Annotated in this window: 16 protein-coding genes; 15 read left to right on the plus strand and 1 reads right to left on the minus strand. The window is 40.9% G+C overall.

Annotation, left to right across the window (positions count from 1 at the left end):
- Positions 1 to 49: 49 nt before the first annotated feature.
- From GHI45_RS03000 to thrB, 14 genes are all read left to right on the plus strand, one after another.
- Positions 50 to 1,432 (plus strand): Cof-type HAD-IIB family hydrolase, encoded by a 1,383-nt coding sequence (locus GHI45_RS03000; protein ID WP_147779011.1) that lies wholly within the window; start codon positions 50 to 52, stop codon positions 1,430 to 1,432.
- Positions 1,433 to 1,595: 163 nt separating this feature from the next.
- The gene (locus GHI45_RS03005; RefSeq protein ID WP_147779012.1) at positions 1,596 to 1,853 is read left to right on the plus strand and encodes a hypothetical protein; all 258 of its coding nucleotides are present in this window, start codon (positions 1,596 to 1,598) and stop codon (positions 1,851 to 1,853) included.
- A gap of 16 nt (positions 1,854 to 1,869) precedes the next feature.
- The gene (locus tag GHI45_RS03010; RefSeq protein ID WP_147779013.1) at positions 1,870 to 2,982 is read left to right on the plus strand and encodes an Rgg/GadR/MutR family transcriptional regulator; all 1,113 of its coding nucleotides are present in this window, start codon (positions 1,870 to 1,872) and stop codon (positions 2,980 to 2,982) included.
- A gap of 40 nt (positions 2,983 to 3,022) precedes the next feature.
- Positions 3,023 to 3,307 (plus strand): hypothetical protein, encoded by a 285-nt coding sequence (locus GHI45_RS03015; RefSeq protein WP_147779014.1) that lies wholly within the window; start codon positions 3,023 to 3,025, stop codon positions 3,305 to 3,307.
- Positions 3,300 to 3,650 carry a hypothetical protein gene (locus GHI45_RS03020; protein WP_147779015.1) on the plus strand — a complete coding sequence of 117 codons (351 nt, stop codon included), beginning with the start codon at positions 3,300 to 3,302 and terminating at the stop codon, positions 3,648 to 3,650. The genes GHI45_RS03015 and GHI45_RS03020 overlap by 8 nt, the downstream gene beginning before the upstream one ends.
- 33 nt (positions 3,651 to 3,683) lie before the next feature.
- Complete coding sequence (locus tag GHI45_RS03025; protein ID WP_147779016.1) at positions 3,684 to 3,950, plus strand: hypothetical protein; 267 nt, start codon at positions 3,684 to 3,686, stop codon at positions 3,948 to 3,950.
- A 45-nt stretch (positions 3,951 to 3,995) separates the two neighbouring features.
- Positions 3,996 to 5,423, plus strand: a complete 1,428-nt coding sequence (locus tag GHI45_RS03030) for a flotillin family protein (protein ID WP_147779017.1) — start codon at positions 3,996 to 3,998, stop codon at positions 5,421 to 5,423.
- A complete protein-coding gene (locus GHI45_RS03035; protein ID WP_147779018.1) occupies positions 5,416 to 5,616 on the plus strand; it encodes a hypothetical protein in 201 nt (66 codons plus the stop codon). The genes GHI45_RS03030 and GHI45_RS03035 overlap by 8 nt, the downstream gene beginning before the upstream one ends.
- Positions 5,606 to 5,809, plus strand: a complete 204-nt coding sequence (locus GHI45_RS03040) for a hypothetical protein (protein ID WP_147779019.1) — start codon at positions 5,606 to 5,608, stop codon at positions 5,807 to 5,809. The genes GHI45_RS03035 and GHI45_RS03040 overlap by 11 nt, the downstream gene beginning before the upstream one ends.
- On the plus strand, positions 5,793 to 6,005 hold the full coding sequence (locus tag GHI45_RS03045; protein ID WP_147779020.1) for a hypothetical protein: 213 nt from the start codon (positions 5,793 to 5,795) through the stop codon (positions 6,003 to 6,005). The genes GHI45_RS03040 and GHI45_RS03045 overlap by 17 nt, the downstream gene beginning before the upstream one ends.
- Entirely contained in the window at positions 5,995 to 6,222 is a 228-nt protein-coding gene (locus GHI45_RS03050; protein WP_147779021.1) for a hypothetical protein, read from the plus strand. The genes GHI45_RS03045 and GHI45_RS03050 overlap by 11 nt, the downstream gene beginning before the upstream one ends.
- A 97-nt stretch (positions 6,223 to 6,319) precedes the next feature.
- On the plus strand, positions 6,320 to 7,594 hold the full coding sequence (locus tag GHI45_RS03055) for a homoserine dehydrogenase (protein WP_147779022.1): 1,275 nt from the start codon (positions 6,320 to 6,322) through the stop codon (positions 7,592 to 7,594).
- Positions 7,595 to 7,620: 26 nt separating this feature from the next.
- Entirely contained in the window at positions 7,621 to 9,015 is a 1,395-nt protein-coding gene (gene thrC, locus GHI45_RS03060; protein ID WP_147779023.1) for a threonine synthase, read from the plus strand.
- Entirely contained in the window at positions 9,009 to 9,893 is an 885-nt protein-coding gene (thrB, locus tag GHI45_RS03065) for a homoserine kinase (protein WP_147779024.1), read from the plus strand. Before thrC ends, thrB begins: the two co-directional genes overlap by 7 nt.
- Before the next feature lie 26 nt (positions 9,894 to 9,919).
- On the opposite strand, the gene GHI45_RS03070 is transcribed toward thrB, so the two are convergent.
- On the minus strand, positions 9,920 to 11,272 hold the full coding sequence (locus GHI45_RS03070) for an aspartate kinase (protein WP_147779025.1): 1,353 nt from the start codon (positions 11,270 to 11,272) through the stop codon (positions 9,920 to 9,922).
- A 204-nt stretch (positions 11,273 to 11,476) separates the two neighbouring features.
- Between GHI45_RS03070 and GHI45_RS03075 the strand changes: the two genes are divergently transcribed.
- The gene (locus tag GHI45_RS03075) at positions 11,477 to 12,127 is read left to right on the plus strand and encodes an HAD family phosphatase (RefSeq protein ID WP_147779026.1); all 651 of its coding nucleotides are present in this window, start codon (positions 11,477 to 11,479) and stop codon (positions 12,125 to 12,127) included.
- The last annotated feature ends 26 nt before the right edge of the window (positions 12,128 to 12,153 follow it).

The following is a 12,153-nucleotide window of genomic DNA, read 5'->3' on the forward strand; positions in this document are numbered from 1 at the left end:
ATAATATGGTAAAGAACAGAAATCAATACACAAAATAGAAGAGATTGTAATGGATATTAAGGCAGTATTTTTTGATTTAGACGGAACATTATTTACAGGAACCAGAGGTGTCGCCAATTCGACAAAAAAGGCGATTGAGGGCTTAAAAAGAAAAGGAATTTTAGTCGGTATCGCGACGGGGCGCGGGCCAGCTTTTGTTTATCCTTTACTAGAAGATTTAAAATTGGATTTCGCCGTAACTTTTAATGGGCAATATATTTTTACTCCAAAAGAAGTCATTTATGAAAATCCGATTGATGAAGCAGTCATTCGAAAGATTGTAACCTATGCATTGGAACATCATCGTGACATTTCTATTGGGACTGCAAAAGGGGTCAATGGCTCAGGCTTGCTGAAATTTGGAGAGACAAGAACCGCAGGGGTTCTCGCAAAGGTTCTTCCAAAAGGAACATCAGACGTGGCAAAAACAAGCATGAAACACGTCTTTAGACGTTTTTTCCCACAAGCAGATTTTACTGAAATCCTTAAAGACCCGGTTTATCAGATGATGATGATTGCGCCGAAAGCCGATACACCAAAATTTGAAAAGGAATTTCCTGAACTTCAACTGACACGTTCAAATCCTTATTCGGTGGACTTAATTCCAAAAGATGCGGGAAAACTCAAAGGAATTGGCTTATTAGGCGAAAAGTTTGATTTTAACTTGGAACAAGTCATCTGTTTTGGCGACTCTGAAAATGATTTGAGTATGATAAACGGTGTTGGCTTGGGGATTGCCATGGGAAATGCACAAGCAGTAGTCAAGAAAGAAGCCGACTATGTGACGGATTCCAATAATTCAGATGGGATTGCCAAAGCATTGGATTATTATGGTTTGGTCGAATTCGTTTCGGGGAAAGATTTTCTTTCAAAAGACGACAATTTCAACAAGGCCAAAGCTTTCCACAAGTTGATGGACGGCAAAACACAACAAATGCCGCGCGCCTTTCCACCTATGGAAGCTGGTTTTAGAGCAGGTTTCAAAGTTGAAGAAATCGTGGAATTTCTGTATGCCGCAGCTGATGGCAATGACGATAAATTTAAAGGTCTGGTTGACCAAATGCACCAAAGTATTGATAAGGCAGTCACAAAAATTGAGTCAAAACCAGCTAAAAATACGGATATGCTCACAGCAGAAGTTGATGCATTAGTGGATTTACTTTATTTTACATATGGTAGCTTTGTTTTAGCAGGCGTTGACCCTTATGAAATCTTTAATGCAGTGCACGAAGCAAATATGGGCAAGATTTTTCCTGATGGACACCCGCATTTTGACCCTGAAACCCATAAGGTTTTAAAACCTTCGGATTGGGAAGCTAATTTTGCACCAGAAGGCAAGATAAAAAAAGAACTTGACCGCCAAATTCGCGTGGCTGAGCGCAAAATGAAATAAAATTGTGAAAAATAGACAAAACCTTGTGTTCTGTCTATTTTTTTGTTGCAAAACTTAAATCAAGCTTGAAATAAAGAAGTGATTAGTGTAAACTGTAATCAATAGAATATTAAATTGAGACTTTCTAATAAAGTCGTTGGAATTTTAAAAAGGGAAAAGTGAAATGAAAAATTATTCAGCCATTATTATTTATACGGATTATTTACTGACAGAAGAAGCGGACAACTGGTCAGAAAACATGCTTGAAATCTTTGAGGACGCCCGTTTGTATGCTGAAAAAGCAGATGCATATGGCTTAGAAAAGGGTATTTTAAAAGCCATTGTCAGATATACCCGAGAAAATGGCATGGAAACACCTGAACCCTTAAGTAATCTCAGACGCCTCATCCGGATTTATAACCAAGATGTCGCAACAAAATAGAAAATGAACACGTTTCATGAGCCAAAAGAAAATAATCAATTCGAGATATGGACAAGCTTTTCGTGCCATTCGTGAAGAACAAAACTTGAGCCTTGATGATTTTAAAAAGGTCATCAGTAGAGCAAGTTTGAGTCGTTTTGAACTGGGCGAAGCCAGTTTATCAACGGATAAGTTGGAAGAAGTGTTAAGTATCATGCATTTGTCCATCTTTACTTTTTTATTTTTAGCAGATAATATCCCCGTTTACAGACGTTACGGGGAAGTTTTTCAGTTGCTCCGAGAACAGCGCGAATTTGAGCGTGAAAGTTTTGAGAATATTGACTTGTCGCAATGGACGTTGAAAAAATTTGAGGAAGGCAAGGTCATGCTTGATTTTGCTCAAGTCGAAAGTGCTTTGCAAATGATGCACATTCCACTTTATGAGTACACTTATCTTTTGGATAAAGGCGAAGCGGATTATTTTGGAGAACTTTACAAGCGGGTGGACACGGCCTTTTTGACGGAGGACTGGACACTTTTGAGAAAAATCTACGAAGAATCAATTCCTTATGACGACTTCCGAATGCTAGCATTGGCGACCAAAGCCTGTTACGAAGCACTTGATGAGAATGAAATTCAAGAAGTTGCGGATTTTTTGTTTGGCGTTGACGTCTGGACAAATTTGGAGCTGTTTGTTTTTAATTATACGGTTGGCCAACTGAGTTTTAATCTGATTCGTTCCATCTGGATTGATTTCTTCAAGAACGTGACTTATTTTGAGGACAATCGAGAATATCGAATTCGGATTGTCAGAACGATGGCTGCCACGTGTTTGGTCATGCTTGAGCGGGAACGTGCGAGTGATGCCCAAAGTTTTTTGGCTTACGCGCAAGCCTTTTTACAATCCACCGATGAATTTACCCGTTGTTTATTCAAATTTACGCAAGCCCTCGTCAACTATGCTCAGACGAAAGACACGCAAGCACTTGAGGAAATGAAGAAGGTCATTGGTATTTTTGATTATTTGGGTGATGCGATTTTGGCTGAAAAATACCGACGCATCATGGTTAAATACACGACCATTCTCAAAAAAAAAAAAAATTTCCCAGATTTGAGAAATTTTGAGGAATTTGAAAAAACGGGCTTATAATCATACTAAAGAGAAAAAACCTTTCCAAAAGGAGCATTCAATGAAAGCACAAGGGAAAAATCAAACGGTAGAAATTTGGAAGATTTCTCATGACCCGCCTCAAGAAAGTTGGGTAAAGCAAGCTTTTGATAGGCAACTTATTGATTGGCTGGCAACCAATCCCAACATTCTCTTGTTTCCACAAGAAGCAGGTGGTGCAGCTCCTGTTGGAGCATACTTGGTCAAGCTTGACGATGATAACTTTCGAGCTTTGAGTGGCAAGCGATTGCGTCGAGAATTTGATTTATTATATTTGAGTGAGGAAAAAGGAGCAGGACATGATTAAACTGTTAATTTTGGGGGCTGGCATTTTACTGGTCATCGTCATTTTGGGAACTTTGATTTTAATTCCTGGCATGGCCATCTTTAATAAAATGACAGACAAAAAGTACAATGCTGATGAAAAAGACTTGTTGACAGGAACGCTGACAACGGCAATCAGCTCTTTGAGCGCAACCGGTGAAGTAATGACGACCTTTGCTGTGGAGTCACGAAAAAGCATGCCCGCTCGTATCTTTACACCCAATCAAGCAGGTGTTGAGCGACTAGAGAAAGGCGCGTCTGTCTTGATTGTTGAGACCAAGGACGGCGTGGCTTACGTTATTCCATATCAGGAGTTACAGTTTTAATTGTCAGTGCTGACAGAAAGTAGAGGATGCAAGATGAGAATAAATCCGAATAAAAAATTTGATGATTTTTTGGATCATCTGAACGATGAATTAAAAATAAAAAATGGCCAGTTGCATTGTTTGACCTTTCGGGTTGAGAGTGCCAAATTTGCAGAACTTGACGCAATCTATAGCCAAGCACAAAATGATCAGGTCAATCAAGTTTTAGAGAAGCTACAATCTAAGGACTATGAAATCATTTCTTGCAAAATGTCCTATGCCAATAAACTGGTGGTCTATTGTAGCATTACGTACAAATAATAAAATATTGAACGCACTCGCGTTCAGACATAAAAGGAGAAACAAATGTTTAGTTTAGTAGAAATTGTCATTGCTTTAGTCGTTGTTGTCGTGCTGGTTCTTTTTGGCATTGTTGCGGCAAATTACAAAAAATCAGGGCCTCAAGCTGCTTTGATTGTTTACGGATCGGCGTTAGGGGCTAAAGGGGTCAATAAAGACTCTCAAGGCAATAAACTAAAAGTGGTACGTGGGTCAGGAACTTTCGTCTTGCCTATTTTTCAGAATGCTCGGTTTTTGAGCTTGCAGTCAGCAGCCATTGACATCAAAACGGAAAAAGTATTGTCGAAAGACAAAATTCCAGTTACTGTCGAAGCTACAGCGATGATTAAAGTGGGCTCTACTTTGCAAGATATTGCAACAGCGGCTGAACAATTTTTGGGCAAGAAAGACGAACAACGTGACGGCATGGCTGACCAAGTCTTGCGTGGTCATTTGCGTGCCATTGTCGGTACAATGACGGTGTCAGAGCTGATAGAAGACCGCAATAAGTTCTCAGTTGAAGTCCAAGAGCAAGCGGGAACAGATTTGTCAAAAATGGGACTTTCTATCGTTTCGTTTGTCATCAATGACATCCGTGACGAACAAAATTATATCAAAGCTTTAGGTGCTAAAGAAGTCGCTCGTGTTCAAAAAGAAGCAGCGATTGCGGTTGCCAATGCGGACAAGGAAACACGTATTCAAAAGGCAGTTGCTGACCAAGACGCCCAGAAAGCCGAAGCTGAAGCTGCCACTCAAGTCGCCAATGCGCAAAAAGAAAAAGCCATCAATTTGGCAGCTTATGAACAAGAACAGGCCATTGCCACAGCGGACGCAAAAGCAAAAGCCGACCAAGCCAAAGCTGCGGCTGACCAAGCTTATGCCATTCAAGAAGCCATTTCTAAAAAGCAAACGACAGAAGCTGAGATGCAAGTCGAAATCATCAAGAAACAGCGTGAAACAGATCTTGAAACGCAAGAAGTTTTGCGTAAAGCACAGGAAAATGAAGCCAATGTTGTTAAAGCAGCAGAGGCCGCAAAAGCCGCACAAATTGCCAAAGCCGAAGCTGATGCGCGTGAACGTGAAGTCAAAGCATTGGCAGAAGCTGCTGCTATCGAAGCAACAGGGAAAGCCGAAGCCGAAGCCATTCGCCTGAAAGGACTTGCAGAAGCCGAAGCAATCGAGAAAAAAGCCGAAGCCATGCAAAAAATGAATGACGCAGCAAAACTCAACATGGCACTTGAGGTGCTTCCAAAAGTCGTGGCTTCAGTATCTGAAAATCTCAAAGCCGTTGACTCCATCAACATCTACGGTGGCGACGGTTCGTCAAAGATTTTGGGCATGTCACAAGAAAGCCTCAAACAAGGCCTTGACGTACTTGGCACCATGGGCATCGATGTCCCAGATTTGCTCAACCATTTTTCAGGCAATAAGAGCGAAAAAATAGCGCATGAATAAGAAAAAAAGACATGAAAGCCAGATTTCAATGGCGGTTTCAACAGTGCTTTTTCTATCCGCTGCTTGTGGACTGTTCTTTTCAGAACACAACTGGCTGATTATTTCGAGTCAAGTTCTCGTACTCATATTGAGTAGCCTGTCATTTCTTATCAATCTGAAACTTTATCTGATGTGGAAAAAGAATGAAAGATAATAAAAAAGAACGTAAACAGTTGAGTTTTAAAGGAGCTTTATCTCTTACAATCTTATGGAGTATCACTTTTGTCTCTAATATTCTAGGTGGCTCATCATTTTATTTTCTGATTGGGGCAGGGCTGCTATTTTTGGTGAACGGTATTCAAGCTATCCTTGCTTATAGGAGAGAGAAAAATGAACGCGAAAAATAAAAAAGAGGACAAAAAGATAAGTTCTGAAACGGATTTGATTTCTCCAATCGTGAGTGGTGTAATTTTGATCGTTGGTTTCCTGATTAACGTGAAGTCTTATCTCCTTGTTATTTTTGGAATATCTTTCGCATTCTACTGTATTCAAACCATTGTCAGATATAGAAAATCAAAGGAGGAGAGAAATCATGACATTTGAATTAAAAAACGGACAGGTTCATGCTTATTGGTTTACTTTGATTGCAACCCGATTTGTCAAGACGATTGGTCAGTTTGACCCCGAGTACAATGAAAAAATCAATCTTATTCTTTCAGATTTGCAAAATCAAGGTTATGAAATCATTGATGTCAAGCTTGTCTCTGGATATTCACAGGGGCTGGATAGTCTTGTTCGGACGCTTATTTTATACAAATAAAAGATATAAAATCATCGGTAATGCGATGGTTTTATTTTAGATGACGAATAGACAGAATATTTTAGAGAGTTTAGAAAAAATATGGTAAAATATGAACATGAAAAAAATAAAAATTGCTTTGCTAGGCTTTGGCACGGTTGGCCGAGCGACCTATGAATTATTACAAATGAATACGGCAGAAATCGCTGAAAAAACGGGACTAGAACTGGAACTGACCAAGGTTTTGGTCAGAGATTTGAGCAAGTCTTATCCTGTGAGTAAGCGTCTTTTGACGACTGATTTTAATGACATCTTGAATGACCCTCAAATTGAGCTAGTGATTGAGTTAATCGGCGGGATTGAACCTGCCAGCAGCTATATTTTGGCGGCATTGCGTGCAAAAAAACACGTCGTAACAGCTAATAAAGCGGCAGTTGCCGCAAATTATGCTGCCTTTATCGAGACCTCCCGTCAAAATAAGGTCATGCTACGCTTTGAGGCCTCAGTTGCTGGTGGAATTCCTGTTTTGGACGCCTTGCAAGCCCCTTTGAATTCCAATCAGATTGAAGAAGTGTCAGGTATTGTCAACGGCACAACCAATTATATTTTGACCCAGATGGTCGAGCAGCAGCAATCTTATCAAGCAGCACTTGCGCGTGCTCAGGAAAAAGGCTTTGCGGAAACGGATCCGACTGCTGATGTCGAAGGGATTGACTCGGCCAACAAATTGGCGATTTTGATGGCGCTGGCTTTTTCTGAATTGGTCAGTGTTGACGCCATTCCGACCACAGGTATTTCCAACTTGTCCTCACTTGACACGATCCAAGCGGAAAAATTGGGCTACAAAATAAAACTGCTGGCAACCACCAAAAAAGTGGGCCAACAGCTTCAGGCAAGTGTCCAGCCCACTTTGGTTGCCAGTTGGCACATGTTGGCAGCGGTGGCCAATGAATTTAATGCCATTCACATTCGCGGTAATGCTGTTGGGGATTTGCTTTTTTACGGAAAAGGAGCTGGCGGACTTCCAACTGCGAGTGCAGTCATGGGCGATATGATTGAGATTGCCAATGCCATTGAAAAAAATGCGGCTTTTGACAGTTATATCAATAAGGTTTCGGCCAGTCAGTTGACGTACATTGGCGAGGGCTTCAATCGATATTATCTTCGTTTGACAGGACTCAATAAGGCAGGAACGCTGGGAAAAATCACAACCATTTTTGGACAATTTGGCATTTCCATCGAGTCAATCAGCCAAGAAAGTGAAGAAATGCAAGCGTCCATGATTTTCATCATCAATGAAATCAACCGCACACAACTTGATGACGCGCTTGACGCCTTGCTTTTGCTAGCAGAAGTTACATCAATCGATAGCGTTTTACGTGTGCTAGACTAAAATTATAAAGATTTAATGAGGAAAAAATGAAATTTACATCCACAAGAAATGACAAAATCAGAGTGTCAGCGGCCCAAGCAATCGTAAAGGGATTGGCAGAAGACGGTGGTCTATACGTCCCTTGTCAATTTCCAACTGTCAGTACTGACGAATTTTTGGGGCTTGATTATGAGAAAACAGCCCTACTTATCTTATCCAAGTATTTACCTGAATATGAAGATTTAGCAGGTCTAATCCATGCGGCCTATCAAGCGGCTTTGCCAGTCAAGTTGTCAGCGCTGACAGAAAATCAAACGGTCTTAGAGCTGTTCCACGGCAAGTCTGCAGCTTTTAAAGATGTGGCATTGCAGCTGCTCCCTTATCTTTTGACGGCTTCACTCAAGCAAGTCAAGGAAGAGCGAAAAGCAGTCATTTTAACGGCCACCTCAGGAGATACAGGTTCTGCTGCCATGTCAGGCTTTTCAAATGTCGCACAGACCGAAGTCATCGTCTTTTATCCTGAAGTCGGTATTAGCCCGATGCAACGCCTACAGATGACCACGCAATCCGCACCAAATGTTCATGCCGTAGCAGTCCGAGGAAATTTTGATGACGCACAACGAGCAGTCAAGGGAATTCTGCAAGATCACGATTTTGCAGCACAATTTAGTGCAAGCTCATTTTTCAGCTCTGCCAATTCAATCAATTTTGGACGCTTATTACCACAAATCGTTTATTATTTCTGGGCATACAGTCAACTTGTCAGTGTTGACAAGATCAAAGTTGGAGAAAAGGTTAATTTTTCTGTCCCAACAGGAAATTTTGGAGACATTTTAGCAGGTTATTATGCCAAACAAATGGGGCTTCCAGTCGGAAAGCTGATTTGTGCAACCAATAAAAATTCGGTTTTATATGATGTCTTGACAAATGGAACTTATGACCGCAAACGTGAATTTTATGTGACCAACAGTCCCTCAATGGATATTTTAGTCTCTTCCAATTTTGAGCGTTTGATTTATCATTTGGGCGGAAGTGCGCTCGCCAAAGCGACGCAAGAAGAACTTGCAACGAGTGGAAAATACACACTTCCTCAAGCTGTTTTTGAGGCTTTACGCGAAACTTTTGCGACTGAAAAATGTGATGATCAAGAGACAGAAATGGCGATTGCAAATGTAGCTAAGATGGAAAATTACCTGCTTGATCCTCACTCGGCCATTGCTTATGAAGCAAGTCAAAAACTTGATTTGTCAGGACATACGGTCATTTTGGCAACTGCGTCGCCTTATAAATTTGCGAAAACTGTTGAGCAAGCAACGGGTGAAAAATTATCGCTTGCAGGTCAACCAAAAGCCTTGTCAGGACTGACAGAACGCCCAATCACGCAAACGCGAATTGCGGACATCACGCAACTCAAAGCAACAATCGAGGATATTTTATGTTGAAAAAAATAATTGTGCCAGCCACATCAGCCAATCTCGGCTGTGGTTTTGACTCAATCGGCCTTGCGGTCAGCGCTTATCTGGAAGTTGAGATTTTAGAAGCTGCTGACAAATGGCAAATTGACCATGCCTTCAAAAATCTGCCAACCGATCAGTCCAATCTCATCATAGAAACGGCCCTCAAACTCATTCCCGAATTGCCACCACATCATCTGAAAATGACCAGCCAAATTCCGCTAGAGCATGGCCTTGGTTCAAGTTCCTCAGCAATCGTGGCAGGAATAAAATTAGCGCTGGCGATTTCAGGACGTGAGCTATCGATGGCAGAACAAGTCGATTTTGCCTGTCAAATCGAAGGGCATCCAGATAACGTGGTTCCAGCTTTGCTCGGTGGACTTCAAGTCGCGTCTTACGATGAAACTTCAGGCAGTTGTCATTTTATCAGCCTGCCGGTGCCGGACTGTAAGTTGTTAGCTTTCGTACCAGATTATTCCTTGTCAACTCGGACAGCACGTTCTGTTTTGCCAGACTATTACAGCCGTAGCCAAGCTGCGCTTGCTTCATCGAAAGCAAACGTTTTGGTGGCAAGTTTGGCACAAGGGCAATTAAAAAAAGCAGGGCAGATGATGGAAACCGACCGTTTTCATGAAAATTATCGGTCAGCCTTGGTACCAGAACTGGCAGAAATTCGTCAGCTCGGACAGGTTCATCAAGCTTATGCAACTTATTTGTCAGGGGCTGGCTCAACCATCATGACTTGGATTTCAGCAAGCGATTTGCCAGCATTTGAAACAGCGCTACAAGCATATCAAAAAACACATGCGGGACAGCTCTTATTGCTCGAAGTTGATTCTAGTGGCGCAAAAATTTGTGAAAAATAAAAAAATCCTCAAAAGGATTTTTTTGTTTAAATTTCATAGAAAAATTCGTCATAAATGGCACGTAAGGCTTCTTTTTCATCTTTTGATTTGAGGATAAACATGAGTGACACTTCACTTGAACCTTGTGAAATCATGGCAATGCTAATGCCGTGAACTGCAAGCGCGCGAGCGGCACGAGCAGCAACACCAGCGTGTTCTTTCATGTCCTCGCCAACCATCATAATGATTGAAAAATCATGCTCCACATAGAGTTCGTCAGGGTGTAAAGACTCGGTCAATTTTTCAACAAGGATTTTTTCAACCTGCTTGTTCAGATATTTTTCTCGCACAATGACCGACATGTCATCAATTCCAGTAGGCATATGTTCAAAACGAATGTCCAAATCTTCAAGACCAGATAATACACGACGTCCGAAACCAACTTCGCGATTCATCAGATATTTATTGATATAAATTGATGCAAAACCAGAACTCGAAGCAATCCCAACAACAGGCGCACCTTTTGTTTCACGTTTGGGAACAATGCGTGTGCCGGGGTGGTCTGGATTGTTCGTGTTCTTAATGACCAAAGGAACATTGGCACGGTAAGCAGGAACTAAAGCTTCGTCATGGAGGACAGAGAAGCCAGAATAAGCCAGTTCACGCATTTCGCGGTAAGTCAGCTCGGTGATTGAGTGCGGGTTTTTGATAATGCCAGGGTGTGCCGCAAAAATGCCGTCCACATCGGTGAAATTTTCATAACCGTCAGCTCTGACACCTGCCGCCAAAATAGAACCCGTAATGTCAGAACCACCACGTGAAAATGTACATACGTCGCCCTTTTCAGTAACTCCAAAAAAGCCTGGAACCACTAAAATTTCATCTAAAGCACCCAAATAGTTAATTTTGGCATAAGAAGAACTCAGCAAACGTGCATTTGAAGGAATGTCAGAAACAATAATTCCAGCATCTGCTGGATGAACATAACGGCAATTTAAGCCCTGTTCTTTAAAATATTCAGCAATGAGAAGCGCATTATTATTTTCGCCCGCTGCCAAAAATGTATCATAAGTAAAACGGTTTTTAAGGTCTAAAGTGGCCAAATTTAAGATGTTACGCTTGATGTCAGTAATGACAGAACCACTCATTCCTAAACTGTTAAAGATGGACTGGTAACGCTCGATTATCCAGTCTTGATGCAACTTTAAATCGTCCTTATTTTTATAAGCATTGTAATAGGCAATCAAAGCATCAGTTACTTTTGTGTCTTCTTTTGTCCGTTTTCCTGGTGCAGAAACGACAACGATTTTGCGGTCCGGATCGCTTTTTACAATATGATAAACTTTTTCGATTTGTTCAGCGGAAGCAAGTGAAGAACCTCCAAATTTTACAACTTTCATGATTTTTCCTTATATTCAATATAATAAATGCTACTCAATTATTATAGCCATTTTTCAGAAAAATTACAATTAAAGACAACAGGGGAGCTGAGAAAAATGAGGGTTCGAAATCAATTTATTCCTTTTGAAAAATTTAAAAAAAGAATAGTTTTTTTGATAAAAGTACGACGCCCCAATATGGTCGTATTTTGGTATAATAGAGACATGAAAAATTTTAAAGCAGTCATATTTGATATGGACGGTGTCCTTGTTGATACAGAACATTATTACATGAAACAAAGAGAAGCCTTTTTTGGTGGGCAGGGGATTTCGATTTCACATCTGAAGAATGCTGATTTTATTGGCCGAAATCTAAAAGAAATGTGGCCTGAAATATTGCTTGACGACTACGAAGAAGATAAAGCCATGGCCCTTCAAAAAGCCTACGAAATTAAGAAACATGCAACGCCATTGCCTTATGAAGAGCTCTTATTTCCTGATGTCAAACCTTTGCTTGCCTATTTGAAAGCCAATCACATCAAGATGGCTATCGCATCAAGTTCTAGTATGCAGGACATTGAAACCTGTATCGAAAAGCATGATTTGGCTCAGTACTTTTCAGCACTTTATTCGGGTCGGAATTTTGCAGCTTCAAAACCAAATCCAGCCATATATAAGGCAGCAATCAAGGGCTTTGATTTGTTACCAGAAGAAGCTTTGATTATCGAAGACTCACAAAATGGCATTGCGGCAGGAAAAGACGCAGGTGCAACAGTATATGCCATTGCTGACGAACGTTTTGGCATGAATCAGGTCAGAGCTGACAAAAGAATGCCCAATTTGACTGCGGTTTTAGCCCAGCTTAAAAGTGAATAAAAGACAGTAAAAAATATGGTCTTAGC

This window comes from Lactococcus sp. dk101 (assembly GCF_009601055.1).
Classification (GTDB): domain Bacteria; phylum Bacillota; class Bacilli; order Lactobacillales; family Streptococcaceae; genus Lactococcus.

What these genes read in the sequence shown, in the direction of transcription:
- thrB (WP_147779024.1), top strand. Translation starts at nt 9,009, where the DNA reads ATGTTGAAAAAAATAATTGTGCCAGCCACATCAGCCAATCTCGGCTGT.
- GHI45_RS03030 (WP_147779017.1), top strand. Translation starts at nt 3,996, where the DNA reads ATGTTTAGTTTAGTAGAAATTGTCATTGCTTTAGTCGTTGTTGTCGTG.
- GHI45_RS03050 (WP_147779021.1), top strand. Translation starts at nt 5,995, where the DNA reads ATGACATTTGAATTAAAAAACGGACAGGTTCATGCTTATTGGTTTACT.
- GHI45_RS03025 (WP_147779016.1), top strand. Translation starts at nt 3,684, where the DNA reads ATGAGAATAAATCCGAATAAAAAATTTGATGATTTTTTGGATCATCTG.
- GHI45_RS03070 (WP_147779025.1), bottom strand. Translation starts at nt 11,272, where the DNA reads ATGAAAGTTGTAAAATTTGGAGGTTCTTCACTTGCTTCCGCTGAACAA.
- GHI45_RS03010 (WP_147779013.1), top strand. Translation starts at nt 1,870, where the DNA reads ATGAGCCAAAAGAAAATAATCAATTCGAGATATGGACAAGCTTTTCGT.
- GHI45_RS03075 (WP_147779026.1), top strand. Translation starts at nt 11,477, where the DNA reads ATGAAAAATTTTAAAGCAGTCATATTTGATATGGACGGTGTCCTTGTT.
- GHI45_RS03055 (WP_147779022.1), top strand. Translation starts at nt 6,320, where the DNA reads ATGAAAAAAATAAAAATTGCTTTGCTAGGCTTTGGCACGGTTGGCCGA.
- thrC (WP_147779023.1), top strand. Translation starts at nt 7,621, where the DNA reads ATGAAATTTACATCCACAAGAAATGACAAAATCAGAGTGTCAGCGGCC.
- GHI45_RS03020 (WP_147779015.1), top strand. Translation starts at nt 3,300, where the DNA reads ATGATTAAACTGTTAATTTTGGGGGCTGGCATTTTACTGGTCATCGTC.
- GHI45_RS03040 (WP_147779019.1), top strand. Translation starts at nt 5,606, where the DNA reads ATGAAAGATAATAAAAAAGAACGTAAACAGTTGAGTTTTAAAGGAGCT.
- GHI45_RS03045 (WP_147779020.1), top strand. Translation starts at nt 5,793, where the DNA reads ATGAACGCGAAAAATAAAAAAGAGGACAAAAAGATAAGTTCTGAAACG.
- GHI45_RS03000 (WP_147779011.1), top strand. Translation starts at nt 50, where the DNA reads ATGGATATTAAGGCAGTATTTTTTGATTTAGACGGAACATTATTTACA.
- GHI45_RS03015 (WP_147779014.1), top strand. Translation starts at nt 3,023, where the DNA reads ATGAAAGCACAAGGGAAAAATCAAACGGTAGAAATTTGGAAGATTTCT.
- GHI45_RS03005 (WP_147779012.1), top strand. Translation starts at nt 1,596, where the DNA reads ATGAAAAATTATTCAGCCATTATTATTTATACGGATTATTTACTGACA.
- GHI45_RS03035 (WP_147779018.1), top strand. Translation starts at nt 5,416, where the DNA reads ATGAATAAGAAAAAAAGACATGAAAGCCAGATTTCAATGGCGGTTTCA.